Raw genomic sequence first — 16,378 nt, forward strand, 5'->3', positions numbered from 1 at the left:
GCCGACGGCGCGGGCGGAGGCCGGGAAGAGGCACAGCGCCGCAAGCGGCCTCTGTATTCCCTACTCGGCTGTCACCTCTTAGGTCATCGCGCTGTCCCGAGGAGCGTTACGCCCAATCTGCGTGGCCCGAGTCACACCCCGTAAGCGGTCAAAAGCTGCCAGATACGGTCAGACGAGGTCAGCCGATGGTCGGCGGACCACCTCGCACCGCCGGACCTCGCCGGATCGGGAGAGATCCGGCGAGGTCCCGACGGGCGAGGGGGTCCGCCGACCGGGCGATGCCGCTCGAGGGCGCACGACGCATATCGCCGGCCGCGCCGCCCCCGGTACGCGATCAGTGTTCGCGCGGCGCGGGCACCACACGCTCCACCTCGGGGTGGACGGTGAGCAGTTGGCGCATGGCCGTCTCGGCCGCCGCGCCGTCGCCCGAGGCGAGGGCGTCGGCGATGCGGGCGTGGTGCCCCAGGGTGGAGTCGTTCGGCCGGTCACAGCCGGTGACGGGTCCGCCGGAGACCTGGAGCGCGGCCGACACGATCCCGGAAAGGTGCTCCAGCATCCGGTTGCCCGCGAGCTGAATGAGCAGCGAGTGGAACTCGGCGTCGGCCCGGGAGAAGGTGAGCGAGTCACCCTGCCCCATGGCGTGACCCATGATCTCGACCATGTCGCTGAGCCGCTGCTGCACCTCCTCACGTCCGTGCCCGGCGGCGAGGCGGGCGGCGAGCGGCTCGATCGTCCAGCGCAGCTCGCTCAGCTCGCGCCGCTGGTCGTCGCGCTGCGGCCCGAAGGCGCGCCATTCGATGATGTCCGGGTCGAGGAGGTTCCAGTCGCTGACGGGGCGCACCCGCGTACCGACGTTCGGGCGGGCGCTGACCAGCCCCTTCGCCTCCAGGACGCGGAGCGACTCGCGGACGACGGTGCGGGAGACCTCGAACCGCTGGCCGATCTCCTCGGGGACGAGCGGCCGGTCCGCACCCAGGTCACCGGAGACGATCATCTGCCCCAGTTGCTGTACGAGTTGGCCGTGCAGCCCGCGTCCGCGGCTTCCGGCGGCGCGCCGGCCCACGCGGCCGAGCTCGGGCTCCGCACTCTCCCACGCGGGCACACCCACCCGGTCGACACCGGGGGTCTCGGCGTAGGGGTAGCGGTCGATTTCGCCCGGTCCGGCGAGGCCGGAGTCGGCGGAGCGGGCGGCGGTCATCATGGTCTGCGCAAGGGTACTCACGTGACCTTTGTCGGCGTCGTCGCCAACTCCCTTGAGGTCTTTGGTGAAAAGCACACGAAAGGGTGATCGCTCACCCCGTCGCAATTGACGCCTTATCGGAAAGAAATGGGCGTTCTTCGGGGAGTTGCGCACACACCGGGAACGGAAGGGTGCGGACGGTCGTCATCGGACCTTGCTTCGCAGCGTGGTGAGCAGATATGCGCAGAGCAGGGCGGTGAGCGACAACATCAGGGCACCGCCCACGGGTTGGGCGACCATCCGCACCCCGGCCGTCAGGAAACGCTCCCCCCCGAACGGCCACTGCATCATCACCAGCTCGCGCAGCCTCAAGGGGAATCCGGCGGCGGTCCGCACGGACGGCCCCTCCCAGACCTTCTGTACGAGCGGTACGACGAGGACCGGTACGGCGAGCACCGCGGCGAGCCCGGCGGTCGTGGACCGGAAGAGACCCGCGGCCAGCACCCCCGCCCAGGCGCAGCCCACCACCAGCCCGGTCCAACTCACTGTCAGGGACAGCCAGTCCGTGGGGATCGCGGTGAGCTCCCGTCCGTAGACGAGGTAGAGCATCTCGAGGTCGCACCCGACGGTGAGGAAGGCCAGGGCCAGTGCGGTGACCGAGGCGAGCAGGAGTTTGGCCGCGAGCAGCCCCAGACGGCGCGGGACGGTGCCGCGGTCCGTGGCCAGCGCGGGGTGACGGAACTCCTCGCCGAAGGCCACCGCGCCCAGCAGTCCGGCGCCGAGCGCGGCGGGCGGCAGGGGAAATTCCCGCGGCCACGCGGCCAGCAGGCGCGGCTGGGGCGTGTGGCCGATCCTGGCCAGGATGACGGACAGGAGGGCGGAGGCGACGAGAACGGCTGCCGCGGTGACATAGCCGGTGCCCACCCCCGCGGCGCGCCGCAGTTCGTAGCGCAGCGGACGCAGCGGGCTCGGGGCCTGGCGTACCGCGATGGGAGGCGGCAGGGGGGAGACGGCCTTCGAGGGCGGCGTCCCGGCCGGTCCCGACGTACCGCCGTCACCCTGGACCCCTCCCGCGTCGCCGGGGCCACCGCTGCCACCCTCCTCCGTCTGCGCGCGGGCCGGCTTCATGTCGCCGATCTCGTCGGCGAGTTGATGTACGAGGATGCCGTGCCGGAAGGCCGTCTCCCCGACCTCGGCGCATGTGCTGCCGTACACGGAGAGCCGGTTGCCGTCCTCCCGCACGACCTCCACGGAACGCTTGGCGGAGCGGGCCTCTTTGGTCAGCAGCGCGCCGAGCCGGGCGGCGTGCGGGCTGCGGACGGCGACCCTGGGGCGGAGCCGGGTGCGGGCGAAGTCGGCGGCCTCCTGGTCGGCGACGACCCGGCCCTGCTCCAGCGTGACGATCCGGTCGGCCGTGCGTGCGGCCTCCTTGGAGTCGTTCGTGGTGAACAGCACCGTGCCGCCCTGGGCGGCGTGGGCGCGCAGAATCCCGTGCAGCCAACGGGCTTCACGGGCGGAGAGTCCGTCGGAGGGTTCGTCGAGGACGAGCGTGTGCGGATCCGGCAGGAGCGCGCACGCAAGCCCGAGGCGGCGGTCCATGCCGCGCGACAGGGTGCCCAGGCGCTCGTCACGGAGGCCGGCGAGCCCGACGACTTCGAGCACTTCGTCCGCGCGGCGCACGGGCACCCCGGCAGCCGCGCACAGCATGCGAAGTTGGCCGCTCACCGTGCGCGCGGGGTGGCCGGGCACCTCCCCCATGACGACGCCGACCTCTTGTGAGGGGTGCGCGATGCGATGCAGCGGCCGACCCCTGAAGCAGGTGACGCCGCGGCCCTGTTGAAGTTCGAGCATGAGCTTCAGCACCGTCGTCTTGCCCGCACCGGGGGCCCCGAGGACCGCTGTGACACGGCCCGCGAGCGCCTCGAAGGACACGTCGTCGACGGCGGCCCGAAGCTCCTTGCGGGGGTTGCTGGTCAGTCCGATGGCCTGGATCACTCACAGCAAGATAGCGTGACAATTCGGTTTTTCCGGGCACCTCGCGGCCTGTCTCGGACAGGGCTCGACAACTCGCGTCGCCACCCCCTCGCCCTGGCGCCCCGATCTGCTTCTCCAGGCCTAGCTCAGACCTCGGGGCGCAGCATCGGCGGATTGAGCAGCGTGGCGCCGCCCGCGCGGAAGAGCTGGGCGGGGCGACCGCCCTGGCGCGTGGTCGTACCGCCCGTTGGCACCAGGAAGCCGGGCGTGCCCGTCACCTTGCGGTGGAAGTTGCGCGGGTCGAGCGCCACACCCCACACCGCCTCGTAGACCCGGCGCAGCTCGCCCACGGTGAACTCGGTCGGGCAGAACGCGGTCGCCAGCGACGAGTACTCGATCTTCGACCGGGCACGCTCGACACCGTCCGACAGGATCTGCGCATGGTCGAAGGCGAGGGGCGCCGCCTGCTCTCCGTCCCGGCCGTAGCCGCCCTGCTGCAACAGCTCCTCGACGGGTGCCCAGCGGGCGCTGTTGGCGTCACCGCCCGCCCGGGGCGCGGGCAGATCGGGGGCCAGGGCGAGATGAGCGACGCTGACCACCCGCATCCGGGGGTCGCGCTTGGGATCGCCGTAGGTGGCGAGTTGTTCCAGATGCGCGCCGTTGTCCTGCGCAGGCGCGGACGGGTCGTGGGCCCGTAGCCCGGTTTCCTCGACCAGCTCGCGCGCGGCGGCCTGCGCGAGGTCCTCGTCGGCCCGTACGAAGCCGCCGGGAAGCGCCCATCGCCCCTGGAACGGCTGCTCGCCCCGCCGTACCGCCAGCGCGCACAGGGCATGGCGGCGCACGGTCAGCACGACCAGGTCCACGGTCACGGCAAAGGGCGGAAAGGCCGACGGGTCGTAGGGCATGCCGCGATCATAGTCGTCTGCCTGACGATAAACACCTCCTTCGTCAGCCGCGTACGCCGTTGATCCACTTTCCCTCGGTACTACGTCGACCGGCCCGCGTCGGTCTCCGTCCAGGAACATGACCGCCGCTTCACACCCCCAACTGCAGTCCATCGGCCGCCTCCTCGACCATGGCGAGACCGAGCCGGCTGACGCGCACGGAGAACGGGGCGCCGGAGACCCGCAGCCCCGTCAGCACGATCTCGCCGAGCGGTGCGCACCGGATCGGTCGCAGTGTCACCGTCCCGGCCGGGGCGTCCGGACGGATCCCGGCCAGCGAGGTGAGCAGCAGCACGCCGGCGCCGGCCGCCGTGGCCGCCGGCCGGGAGGCCGCCGGATGGGGCACCGGGCTGCTGCCCTCCGTGCGCTGCTCCCCCGCGTACATCTCGGGCAGCCGGTGGCCGAACGCCTCGGCCGCCGCCAGTACGCCCCTGAGCAGGGAACTCGCCTCCTTCTCGTAACCCGAGGCGGCGAGGCCCGCGACGGCGATCGCCGAGTCCTGGACTCGCACGGCACCGGCACGGTGACCGAACGCGTTGTACCCCGGCTCCTTGGCGCCCAGGCCGCGCAGCCCCCAGCCGGAGTCCATGGCCGGGCCGCCCAGCAGCCGGGCGAGCTGCTCGGTCCGCACCTTGTCGAGGAGTGCCGGAGCCAGCTCCCCCGACCCCAGGAGGCCGGTGTCGAGGAGGTTCGCGGCAGCCGAACCCAGATACGGCACCAGGCGCCCGTCCCGAGTACGGGCCGCGGCCGGTCTGCCGCCGCCCAGGTCCTCGATCCAGAACTCGTCACCGAACGCGGTCCGCAGCTCCTGGGCCCATTGCCGCAGCTCGGGGGCGCCCGGCCGGCCGACTTCGTCGAGGAGGTCGGCGCCCAGCAGGGCCGCACGGTGTGCGTGCACCTGAGTCTCGCAGCGCAGCGCCCCGCCGGGGTGCGGGTCGGACAGATAGACGCCGTCGCCGACCATGCTCCGCAGCCACTTGAGGCACCGCTCAGCCGTGGGCAGCAGCTCCTCCACCTCTTGCTCCGGCAGTCCCCAGCGTCGTGCCTCTGCGAGGAGCACGGGGAACAACAGGGTCGCTTCTGTCGCCGTGCAGCCGGGCGGCAGGTGCGGTCCCGCGTCCCGGCGGGGCCCGGGAATCAGGCCGGACCGGCGTCCCGGACCGGTGAGTTGGGTTCGGGCCAGTGTCCGCATGGTGCCCACGGCCAGACGCGTACCGAGCGGAAGCGTCATCCGCGCCGCGACGATCGCCTCGGCCGGCGCCAGGCCGCACCGCCAGGGAGCCCCCGCCGCGAGATGCACGTCGGCCGGATACTCGGGGTCCCGCAGCAGCAACGCTCGGAGATCGTCGACGCTCGTACGCAGGAGCGCCCCGGCCCTGGGGTCGTCGCCCCCCGCATGTGGCGCGGCGAACGGCCCGGGACTCCGTCCCGCTGCCCTGATGGATCCCGCTCTGTCCGGCCGTACGCGCAGCTCCAGGCTCCGGGTCGCGCCCGGCGGCAGTTCGAGCTCCCAGCGCAGCAGTCCGGCGGCGGCCAGCGCGTCGGTGGGCGGAGGGTCGGCGGTGACGGCCGAGTGCCCGGTGGCGCAGGACCAGCGCAGCCCGGAGTCGTGGACGCTGGCGGGCAGTTCGGGACCGGACCGGCCGAGGGCGACCGAGCCGAGTTCCGCGAGATCCGTGCCGAGGGCGACCTCGACGGGCAGACGCAGCGTGCGGGCGGCAGCGCTCTGCAACGTGATCCGCTCGGTGCCGTCCGCGTACCGCGTCCGCTCGACGATCACATCCGGGTCGGGGCCGACGTCGGGGGATGCGCGCAGCGTCCCCACGAAGCGGGCCGTGTCGGCCCCGACCATCCGCGCCTGCACGACGAGCGGCTCCCGGCCCGCGATCCGTACCTGGCAACGGGAGAGCAAGCGCCGCCCCGCTCGGTAGACCCCCTCCAACCCGCGCCCCGTCAACTGCCCCTGCTCCGTGGAGATCACCAGTCCCGGCAGCGCCACACAGATCAGGGCCGTGTGAGCAGGCGGCAGATACCCGGCACCACGCGGCACGGAGTGCGCGGCCTGGAGAGCCGTGGGCCCGCACGCTCCCGGACGGGAGGACGAGGCACCGCCACTTCTGGCGAACGGGGTGGACGCGTTGTCCCCAGGACTGACGGGCCTTGCCGTCTCGCGCGTGGTCGGACGGTCTTCGCCGGAAGCCGGGGAGGGGATGGGCAAGGTCATGGACAGTTCCTCCGCGCTCGGTGCGCCTTGAGCGCGCTCGGCGCCGGGTGGTGGACTCCGTCGGGATCGGGGGCACAGGGGCGGCGGAGCCCTGCCACGGCTTCCGCCACTCAGGTGAACGGAACGCCCCCACCCCAGGTCACGCCTTCGGCCGGGGAAGCCGACCGAATGGCGGTGTGGCCCTGCGGACGGGGCCGGCCGAATGGCGGTGCACCGACGGACAGCTCGTACGGCCTGCCCGCCCCGGTCGGACCCGGGCGCGGCCCCCCGGGCGACTCACCCCGGCCCGCGCGCACGCACACGTGCCCGCACCTGCGCACGCACCCGCACCCGCACCGCTGCTCAGCGGTCGGCAAGGGCGCCCGTGTCCATTCAGTCGTCCTCGCCCGCACCACTACGACCGCCCTCGCGGTGCGCGCGTGGGCCACCAAGAGCCTCGGCCTCCGCACGCCTCGGTCCCTCCCCGCTGGGCGAGGTCCCGTCGGTGGGCCGACGTCGGCGGGCGTTCGCCGCCTGTGCGCTACGACGACCTGAAAGACGAGCCACACCGCCTGCAGCCGAGCGTGACCGGCGCCGACGTCGGGTGGTGGGAGCGAGCGCACGGGATTTCGCTTCCGGCGTCCCTGCGGCGGGCACCTCCACGTTGGATACGACCGGGGCCGCGCATCCGGCGACCTGCTCTCCCTCCCCGCCTTCGGAGGCACGTCCTTCGGAGGCACGCCCCGTACGCTCCGCGCGCAGGCACCGCCGGACGGACTCGGGGTCCAGTCCCTCGTTGCACGCCTGGTGCAGGAGACGCGCGAAGAGGTAGTCGGGGTCGGCAGCAAGAGCCATCGCCAGGGATTCGCGGGCCTCCAGTTCGTCGCCCGTGGACCAGGCGACCCAGCCCGCGAGCGTAAGGGGTGCCGCCGCGTGCTCACGGTAGGGGCCGACGCAGCGGCGGGCCAGCGCCCGCCACAGGCGCAGGGCCGGGCCGGCCTCGTCACCCTCCATCCACTGGGCGGCACGGTCGCGAGTTGTGCGGTCCTGGAGACCGAGGATCAGCGTCGCGGCCTCCTCGGGCTCCAGGAGCGAGTCGTCACGCAGGTCCGCGGGGCGTGTCCCCGACACCGGTGGGGTGTCGGTGAGGCGCTTCATGATCCTCCCCGCCAGTGCCAGGGACTGCTCGGCCACCGCCGCTCGGCCTTCCTCGTCCAGAATCCTCGGGACGAGCGCCATGCTCGCGGCGTCGAGCGCGGCTTCCTGCTCCCGTGCGGCCGATGTCTCCCACGGGAGGAGCCGCTCGGTCAGTTCCCGCAGGGATCCGCGGACCTGGAGTCCCGCGTAGGTCGCGGCGGCGGCGAGGACGGACGTTCCGGGCAGGCCCATCGTGTGCCCCTCGGGCGGACAACACCCCTGACCCGGGCACACGTAGGACCAGAATCGGCCGTCGGAGATGCACAGGCCTTCGACCACGGGCACGTCCAGGCGACCGCACGCCGTCCGCAGCAGTTGCGCGAGCGGGCGCAGACGCTCCACGACCTCTTGCCCGGACTCCCCGCTCTCCGGTTCACGGCAGAGGAAGAGGACCATGCTCTCGGGCCGGGCGCCCCTGCGCTCGCTGCCCTTCACCAACCCCTGTGCCAGTTGCTCGGCAGCGGACGGCCAGTCCTCCGCGTGGCGGGGAATACCGAGCCGGGCGCGGCCACCGAAACGCCCTCGCCGGTCCCGGTCGTGCAGAGCGACCAGGACGATGCTGTCCTCGGGACGGTAGCCGAGCAGATAGGGCAGGGCGTCGGCCAGCTCGGCAGGGGTGCGCAGGGTGACCTGGTGCTCCCCTCCGCCGGGACCGGGCCCCTGGACGGCTGCGGAGACTCCGTGACCGCCGAAATGGTCGGAAGCGCCAGGCCCCACGAACCGACCGGATCCGGCCTCGCTCACACCTTCACCTTCGCTCGCGCTCTCGAGTCGAGCCGACACGGCACCGCCCGGCCATCGGACGGCGGGCCCTCCGTCGCCCGCGTCCTTCTCAAGGGCGGAACCGCCCGTGTCGATCGCGGCGCCGCCCGCGCCCCCGCACCGATCCGCCACCTGTCCGCCGCTCCCCTCTTCGTCCGAGCAACGCTCGGCGTCGTCGTCTCCCGCTCGACCATCGCCTCCGTCACACCCCACCCGCGCCGAGTACTCGGCCCCAGCCGCGGCATCCGTGCGCGCTTCGCGTCCCGCAGGCACGGTGTACTCGCCCTGTCCACGGCATGCGCCGCCGAGCCCGCTGATGTCCTGGTCGCCGGACCTGCCGGTCGCTTCGTCGTGATTCGTCATGCCGTGACCATCCCGCGGATGTCGAAGTTCCGCTTGAGCCTGTGGACAACCACGAGCATGGCCACGACAGAAGTTGTCCACAGCTCGTCCGGCTCATTCGCGCGATGTCCGACCCATCGGGTTGCATGGGGCCATGACCAACGAAGACCCGCGACCCGCAGCCCCAGACCCCGCGCCTGCCAAGGACGACGAGACCCTGCGTACGGCGGCCGACGCCGTACTGGCCCGACTCGTCGGTGCCCGCCCGGGCGAGGCCCGGCTGCGCGAGGACCAGTGGCGTGCCATCGAGGCGCTGGTGGCCGACAAGCGCAGAGCCCTGGTGGTCCAGCGCACCGGCTGGGGCAAGTCCGCGGTGTACTTCGTCGCGACCGCGTTGCTGCGCGAGAGGGGCGCGGGCCCCACGGTCATCGTCTCGCCGCTCCTCGCCCTCATGCGCAACCAGGTGGAGGCGGCTGCCCGCGCCGGAATCCACGCGAGGACGATCAACTCCTCCAACACGGAGGAGTGGGAGACGATCCAGGCCGAGGTCGCCGCGAGCGAGGTCGACGTCCTCCTGGTCAGCCCCGAGCGGCTGAACAACCCGGACTTCCGCGACCAGGTCCTGCCCAGACTGGCCGCCGCGACCGGTCTGCTCGTGGTCGACGAGGCGCACTGCATCTCCGACTGGGGCCACGACTTCCGGCCGGACTACCGCCGCCTGCGCACCATGCTCGCCGAGCTCCCTCCCGGCGTGCCCGTCCTGGCCACGACCGCGACGGCCAACGCGCGCGTGACGGCCGACGTGGCCGAGCAGCTGGGCACCGGAGCCAGCACCGACGCACTCGTGCTGCGCGGGCCCCTGGACCGGGAGAGCCTGAGCCTCGGTGTCCTGCGGCTGCCCGACGCGGCCCACCGGATGGCCTGGCTCGCCGAGCATCTGCGGGACCTGCCCGGCTCCGGCATCATCTACACGCTCACCGTCGCCGCCGCCGAGGAGGTCACCGCGTTCCTGCGCCAGAGCGGTCACACGGTGGCGTCGTACACCGGCAAGACGGAGAACGCGGACCGCCAGCAGGCCGAGGAGGACCTCCTCGCCAACCGGGTCAAGGCCCTGGTCGCCACGTCGGCGCTGGGGATGGGGTTCGACAAACCCGACCTGGGTTTCGTGGTGCACCTGGGGTCGCCCTCCTCCCCCATCGCCTACTACCAGCAGGTGGGGCGTGCCGGCCGCGGTGTGAAGCACGCCGAAGTGCTGCTCCTGCCCGGCAAGGAGGACCAGGCGATCTGGGAGTACTTCGCGTCGATCGCCTTCCCGCCCGAGGAGCAGGTGCGTCGCACGCTGGATGTGCTGTCACGGGCCGACCGCCCGCTCTCGCTGCCCGCTCTGGAACCGCTCGTGGAGCTGCGCAGGTCCCGCTTGGAGACCATGCTCAAGGTGCTCGACGTGGACGGAGCCGTACGCAGGGTCCAGGGCGGCTGGGTCTCCACCGGCAACCCATGGACCTACGACACCGAGCGCTACGCCTGGGTCGCCAAGCAGCGGGCGGCCGAGCAGCAGGCGATGCGGGACTACGTCGCGACGACCGGATGCCGGATGGAGTTCCTGCGACGTCAGCTGGACGACGAGGGTGCGGCGCCGTGCGGGCGCTGCGACAACTGCACGGGTGCGCGGTTCGAGGCCGCCGTGTCACCCGCGGCACTAGACGCGGCCAGCGGAGAGCTCGGCCGCGCGGGTGTGGAGGTCGAGCCCCGGAAGATGTGGCCCACGGGCCTGCCCGCGGTCGGCGTCGACCTGAAGGGCCGTATCCCCGTCGGCGAACAGGCCGCGCCCGGGCGCGCCTTGGGACGACTCTCGGACATCGGCTGGGGCAACCGGCTGCGCCCCATGCTCGCGCCCCAGGCCCCCGACGGCCCTGTTCCGGACGATGTCTCCAAGGCTGTCGTCGGCGTGTTGGCGGACTGGGCGAAGGGGCCCGGCGGCTGGGCTTCGGGGGAGCCCGACGCACAGCCCCGTCCGGTCGGCGTCGTGACCGTGGCCTCGCGGCGACGACCGCAGCTGATCGGGTCCTTGGGGGCTCGGATCGCGGACGTCGGCAGGCTGCCGCTGCTGGGTTCCGTGGAGTACATCGGCGAGGCGCAGCAGATCTCGCGGAGCAACAGCGCGCAGCGGCTCAAGGCGCTCGACGGAGCGCTGACCGTACCGCCCGAGTTGGCGGCGGCCTTGAAGGAGGCGCACGGTCCCGTCCTGCTCGTGGACGACGCGACGGAGACCGGCTGGACACTCGCCGTGGTCGCGCGCATGCTCCGCAGAGCGGGAGCCCAGGGGGTGTTGCCCCTGGTCCTGGCCGTTCAGGCGTGACGCGTGCATCCCCTCCCGAAACCTTGGGCAAGGATATAGGTCACACATAGCCCGAAAACGGTCTGCCGTCCCAATTGCTCGTTGCCGCAACCAAGTTCGACAGGAAGAATTGAGGTCCGCTCCCCGCACGGCTCGCCCGTGGTCCGGTAGGGCTCTGCTGCGGCGTGCGCTCCCCCAAGTCCGACCCCGCCCGCTGTGTGGGCGCGTAGCCGAAGGGAGGACCGTGACCTTCGGATTCGCTCCGTCCTCGGCGGCGTCCATGCCGACGTCTGCCGACTCGTCCACCAACCCACTGGCCCGGATGCTCGAACCCGCCGAGTGGGCCTCCGCGGGGATTCCGCTGCTGCGCAATCCCCGGGAGGTCGTCAGCGGGCTGCACGCCAGGCACCGGCCCAAGCCTTCGACCGCCATCGTGGCCGTCCTGGATCCGGACGAGCGGCTGAGCGCGAGTGCCTCGTTCATCCGGCGCCCGGCTCCGGCCGACGGCTGGATGTTCCGCAACGCGCTGCTGTCGCAGCTGCGCCGGGTCATCCCGCACGACCTGCGCCGCCGCACGCCGGTACGCACGGCCGTACTGATGTACTGCCGTGACGGCGACGCGCGTTGGACGGAGGAGGACGGGGCCTGGATGTGGGGGCTGCGGGACGCCTGCACGCTCCACGGGCTGCGCTGCGGGGCGTACATCACCCTGACCCGCGACGGGTGGCAGGTGCTCGGCGAGGGCCGTGGCGGACGCCGCCCCAATGCGGACTCGCCGCCGGAGCCCTTCGCGCTGTCCGAGGTGCCACCGCTGCCACGCACCGGAGGCGCCGCGTCGGAGGTCCTTCGCAGGGCAGCCGCCCGCTGAGAGGCGGCGCCCCCGCGGGCGCCCGCTTCGGGCCGGGGGCCGGTGCACCGGCAGGCGAGGAGGAGTGGCCGCAGTCGTCGACGGGCACGATGGCGGTCACCTCGCGCCCGTCGAGTGCGGGAGGGGTTCGACCGATCCGCCGGCCGAGCCTCATGACCACACCACGGTCAGCCGAGGTGCAGGTGACCGACCATCCGTCCGAGGGCGCCACCTCCACCTGGAGACATCGGGGTCATCGCGGAGACCGCGGGACGACCGAGCCGCCCTCCGGGATGTGCGGCGCTCCTGGCCGAAGCAGGCGCTCACCAACGGTCACGGACGTACACCGAAGACGCACGCGGCACACGGCGAGCCGTCCGCGAGACGCCTGCCGGCCACGGCAGCGCACCAAGGGCGCGGCGCGCGGCACAGCCCGTCACCCGCTCGCGGGTACGCCGAATCGACCGCCGTGCGGGTAGCGCCGCGACCAGGACCGCCGTGCAGGTGCCGCCGCGGCGGCACCCTCAGCATCCCTCCGAACGATTCCCGGACCGTGTCCGGAAGTCGGTCAGACGCCCGCGCCCAGCACCGAGTTGATCTGCTGCGGGTCGCCGCAGACGATCAGCAGGGCACCGGCCCGGCCGTGAGCCAGGGGCAGCGCGGTGGCGGCAGCGGTGTCGGGGCCGCCGTTGACCGCGACCACGACCACGGGACGGGACGCCGCCCGGCCCGCGACGGAGGCGTCGGCGTAGAAGACGTCGTCGCCCGCGTCGTGCTGCGTCCAGTACGCGGCCTCGCCGAAGGAGAGCTCGTGCGCGGCCCACGGGTGCGGGTCGCCGGTGGTGATCACCAGCACCTCACCCGGAGCGCGGCCCGACTCCAGCAGCAGGTCGACGGCCTCTTCGGCGGCGTCCAGCGCCCCCTCGACCGAGGCCGGGATCAGCTGGATCTGCGGGGCGACCGCAGCGGCTGCGGCCTTCGGGGCGGACGGTCCCGGCGTGGGCACGGCCGACTCGCGCGGCGTGCGTTGCGCCGGCATCGGCCGGACAGGACCCGGACGGCCGGGACGCGGCGGTGCCGCGGGACGGGGGCCGGGTACGGGGCGGGGGGTCTGCGCGCTGCGGCCGGTGGCCGGAGTGACGCGGGGACCCTGGGCACTCTCGTGAATCTGAGGCTCCTCGGGAATGAGAGGCATGAGCTGATATCTATCAAACGCCGGTGCGACTCGCGTCGGCGGGTGGCACATCGGTGCGGGTGGAATCGTCAGAAATCGAAGCCGAGCTGGCCCTCGATCTCCGGAACGCTTCCGTCCGCCCAGCTGCGGACCTTCTTGAGGTGCCGCCACTGGGGCAGCGCATCAAGATACGCCCATGACAACCGGTGGAACGGGGTGGGCCCCCGCTCCTCCAGCGCGGCCTTGTGGACCGGCGACGGGTACCCGGCGTTGGCCGCAAAACCGAAGTCTGCATGGTCGATACCCAGTTCGGCCATCATTTTGTCGCGCTGGACCTTGGCGATCACCGAAGCAGCCGCGACGGCGACGCACGACCGGTCGCCCTTGATCACCGTACGGACCCGCCAGGGAGTACCCAGGTAGTCGTGCTTCCCGTCGAGGATGACCGCGTCGGGACGGACCGGCAGGGCTTCCAGGGCGCGTACGGCGGCGAGGCGCAGCGCGGCCGTCATGCCGAGGTCGTCGATCTCCTCCGGAGAGGAGTGCCCGAGGGCGTACGACGTCACCCACTTCTCCAGTTGCGCCGCGAGCGCGGTACGCCGCTTGACGGTCAGGAGCTTGGAGTCGGTGAGGCCCTCGGGCGGCCGGCGCAGTCCGGTGACGGCGGCGCAGACGGTGACGGGGCCGGCCCAGGCACCGCGTCCCACCTCGTCGACACCGGCAATGATCTTCGCTCCGGTCGTTGCGCGGAGGGAGCGCTCGACGGTGTGAGTGGGTGGTTCGTACGGCATGGCGCCCTCAGCCTACGCCGCCCGGAGCCCCTTGCGACACCCAGGTTTGCCCGAGCGACGCGCGGGGCGCGACGGGGGTCGCCACGACTGTCGCTCAGCCGTCCGAACGGGCCCCTCGGGAGCGTCGGACGAACACCTCCCCGGCACCGTCGAGGGGCGGCTCAGACAGCCTGGCTGCGCAGCAGCGGGACCATCAGCTGGTCGATCATCTCCGACAGCTCCTCGTCACTCCATTCGCTCGCGCACACCTTGGAGCGGTACATCATCATCGCGGGGATGGCATCGAAGACGTAGGAGTTGGCGGCGTCGGGACGCACCTCTTCCCGCTCGATTCCGCGGTCGATGACCTCTCGCAGCAGATGCATGGTCGGCTCGACCACCCCGCCGATGATCACCCGGTGGAAGCGTTCGGCCTGCGCCGCGTCGCATTCGTAAAGGACCGATCGCAGTGCGAATCCGGGCTGCGAGAACATCGCGTCACGTACCCGTCGGCACAGCTCCAGCAGGTCCTCCCGAACACTTCCGAGGTCGGGTGCCTGGGTCTGGTTCGGCAGCCCGGCCTGGAGCGCGTCGGCGACGAGATCCTCCTTGGACGGCCAGCGACGGTAGACCGCGGCCTTGCCGGTCTGGGCACGCGCCGCGACACCCTCCATCGTGAGGCCGTTCCAGCCGACCGTGCCGAGCTGCTCCAGCGCGGCCTCCAGGATCGCGCGTTCGAGTACGGCACCACGCCGACGCGGAGAGGCCGCCTGAGCGGGAGCGGCCGTCCAACGCGAACTAACCATCTGACTGTCTCCGTTGTGCAGGGGGAGCGGGTTTTCGGGGGGTTTGAGCGGTCGAGTTGACGCCACATGGCAGCGACTTCAGTGAACGCTTGCGTTCACTGTCGGGGACTCACTACCGTTGACGCGACAGTGAACGCGAGCGTTCACTAACGCACTTGTGGGGGACCCATAGTGACAACCTCTCAGTTGATACAGGAATCAAAGCCAGGAGCGGCCCGCCGGGAGGGGCACCCCGGTATCGCGCTCACCGTCATCGCGGCCTGCCAACTCATGGTGGTACTCGACGCGACGATTGTGAACATCGCGCTCCCGCACATTCAAGACGCGCTCAACTTCAGCACGACCGATCTGACATGGGTGATCAGCGCGTACACCCTCACCTTCGGTGGCCTGCTGCTTCTCGGCGCCCGCGCCGGTGACATCCTCGGCAGGCGCCGGGTCTTCATGACCGGCATCCTGCTGTTCACCTTCGCCTCGCTGCTCGGTGGACTCGCCCAGGAACCCTGGCAGTTGCTGGCCGCCCGTGCCCTGCAGGGCGTCGGTGGCGCGATCGCGTCACCGACCTCGCTGGCGCTCATCACCACCACGTTCCCCGAGGGGCCGGAGCGGAACCGGGCGTTCGCCGTCTTCGCCACGGTCTCGGCCGGCGGTGGCGCCGTCGGTCTGCTGGCCGGCGGCATGCTCACCGAGTGGCTCGACTGGCGCTGGGTCCTCTTCGTCAACGTGCCCATCGGTGTTCTGATCGCGGTGCTCGCGCCGATGTACATCAGCGAGTCCGAACGCCACCCCGGACGCTTCGACATCGCGGGTGCCCTCACCTCGACGGCGGGCATGGCGTCCCTGGTCTACGGCTTCATCCGCGCCGCGGAGGAGGGCTGGCGGGACAGCCTCACCATCGGGTCGTTCGCTGCGGCGGTGGTGCTGCTGGTGGCCTTCGTGGTCGTCGAGACCCGCGCGAAGGAACCCATCACTCCGCTGAAGATGTTCGCCGACCGCAACCGGTCGGGCACGTATCTGATCATGCTGAGTCTGGCCGCGGCGATGTTCGGCATGTTCTTCTACATCGTGCTGTTCGTGCAGAACGTGCTCGGTTACAGCCCGATCTCCGCCGGTGTGGCGTTCCTGCCGGTCACGGTCGCGATCGCGGTCGGCGCGGGTCTGTCGCAGCGGTTCCTGCCGGTGCTCGGCCCCAAGCCGTTCATGGTCGTCGGCTCGTCGCTCGTCGCACTCGGGCTCCTGTGGCTGACCTTCATCAGCTCGGACAACTCGTACGTCGGCGGGGTGCTCGGCCCGATGCTGCTGTTCGGCTTCGGCATGGGCCTGAACTTCGTGACGCTGACGGTCACCGCGGTCTCGGGTGTCGCCCAGCACGAGGCGGGCGCCGCCTCGGGTCTGCTCAACGTCACCCAGCAGGTGGGCGGTTCGCTGGGGCTCTCCATCCTTACCACGGTCTTCGGCTCGGCCAGCCGTGACGAGGCGGAGAAGCAGATGTCGAAGTTCCTGACGGACGGCTCGGCCGAGCAGAAGGCGGAGTTCGCCAAGACCCATCAGCTGCCCGCGCCCTGGGGCCACGAGGTGCTCGCCCAGGGCATCTCGACCGCCTTCATCCCGGCAGCCGCGATGGCCCTGCTGGCGCTGATCACCGCGGCGTTGGTGATCAGGGTCCGCAAGAGCGACCTGGAGGCCCTTTCCGGTTCGGCAGGACCTGTCGCGGGCTGACGAGGGGGCCGCGGAGGCCGGGCCGGGTCCCGGGGTCCGACAGCGAGGACTCCGGCCCGGCCGTCCGCGGGGCGAACGGCGAACCGCGGCCTCCGATGCACGTCATCGGAGGCCGCGGGCAC

The 16,378-nt window shown here is 72.0% G+C and carries 11 protein-coding genes; 3 read left to right on the top strand and 8 right to left on the bottom strand.

The features are described 5' to 3' along the window. Positions 1-334: 334 nt before the first annotated feature. From H305_RS0122065 to H305_RS46760, 5 genes are all read right to left on the bottom strand, one after another. A complete protein-coding gene (locus H305_RS0122065; protein ID WP_078629185.1) occupies positions 335-1,222 on the bottom strand; it encodes a FadR/GntR family transcriptional regulator in 888 nt (295 codons plus the stop codon). Positions 1,223-1,384: 162 nt separating this feature from the next. Continuing rightward, the gene (locus H305_RS0122070) at positions 1,385-3,175 is read right to left on the bottom strand and encodes an ATP-binding cassette domain-containing protein (RefSeq protein WP_028802297.1); all 1,791 of its coding nucleotides are present in this window, start codon (positions 3,173-3,175) and stop codon (positions 1,385-1,387) included. 125 nt (positions 3,176-3,300) lie between these two features. After that, entirely contained in the window at positions 3,301-4,059 is a 759-nt protein-coding gene (locus tag H305_RS0122075; RefSeq protein WP_028802298.1) for an NUDIX hydrolase, read from the bottom strand. A gap of 130 nt (positions 4,060-4,189) precedes the next feature. Continuing rightward, on the bottom strand, positions 4,190-6,322 hold the full coding sequence (locus tag H305_RS0122080) for a glycogen debranching N-terminal domain-containing protein (RefSeq protein ID WP_234020996.1): 2,133 nt from the start codon (positions 6,320-6,322) through the stop codon (positions 4,190-4,192). Positions 6,323-6,694: 372 nt separating this feature from the next. Further along, the gene (locus tag H305_RS46760) at positions 6,695-8,242 is read right to left on the bottom strand and encodes a DUF4192 domain-containing protein (protein ID WP_234020999.1); all 1,548 of its coding nucleotides are present in this window, start codon (positions 8,240-8,242) and stop codon (positions 6,695-6,697) included. 514 nt (positions 8,243-8,756) lie between these two features. Between H305_RS46760 and H305_RS0122090 the strand changes: the two genes are divergently transcribed. Both H305_RS0122090 and H305_RS0122095 read left to right on the top strand, forming a co-directional pair. Then, positions 8,757-10,961, top strand: coding sequence for a RecQ family ATP-dependent DNA helicase (locus H305_RS0122090; RefSeq protein WP_234021001.1), 2,205 nt, complete (start codon positions 8,757-8,759; stop codon positions 10,959-10,961). Between the two features lie 223 nt (positions 10,962-11,184). After that, positions 11,185-11,808, top strand: a complete 624-nt coding sequence (locus H305_RS0122095; protein WP_028802301.1) for a hypothetical protein — start codon at positions 11,185-11,187, stop codon at positions 11,806-11,808. A gap of 547 nt (positions 11,809-12,355) precedes the next feature. Here the strand turns inward: H305_RS0122095 and H305_RS0122100 are convergent. From H305_RS0122100 to H305_RS0122110, 3 genes are all read right to left on the bottom strand, one after another. After that, on the bottom strand, positions 12,356-12,982 hold the full coding sequence (locus H305_RS0122100) for a hypothetical protein (protein WP_078629178.1): 627 nt from the start codon (positions 12,980-12,982) through the stop codon (positions 12,356-12,358). Between the two features lie 68 nt (positions 12,983-13,050). After that, the gene (locus H305_RS0122105) at positions 13,051-13,752 is read right to left on the bottom strand and encodes a ribonuclease HII (RefSeq protein WP_028802303.1); all 702 of its coding nucleotides are present in this window, start codon (positions 13,750-13,752) and stop codon (positions 13,051-13,053) included. A gap of 161 nt (positions 13,753-13,913) precedes the next feature. Further along, positions 13,914-14,537, bottom strand: a complete 624-nt coding sequence (locus tag H305_RS0122110) for a TetR/AcrR family transcriptional regulator (RefSeq protein WP_028802304.1) — start codon at positions 14,535-14,537, stop codon at positions 13,914-13,916. 171 nt (positions 14,538-14,708) lie between these two features. Between H305_RS0122110 and H305_RS0122115 the strand changes: the two genes are divergently transcribed. Then, the gene (locus tag H305_RS0122115) at positions 14,709-16,256 is read left to right on the top strand and encodes an MFS transporter (protein WP_028802305.1); all 1,548 of its coding nucleotides are present in this window, start codon (positions 14,709-14,711) and stop codon (positions 16,254-16,256) included. The last annotated feature ends 122 nt before the right edge of the window (positions 16,257-16,378 follow it).

It is taken from the genome of Streptomyces sp. 142MFCol3.1 (assembly GCF_000424945.1).
In the GTDB taxonomy this organism is placed as follows: Bacteria; Actinomycetota; Actinomycetes; order Streptomycetales; family Streptomycetaceae; genus Streptomyces; species Streptomyces siamensis.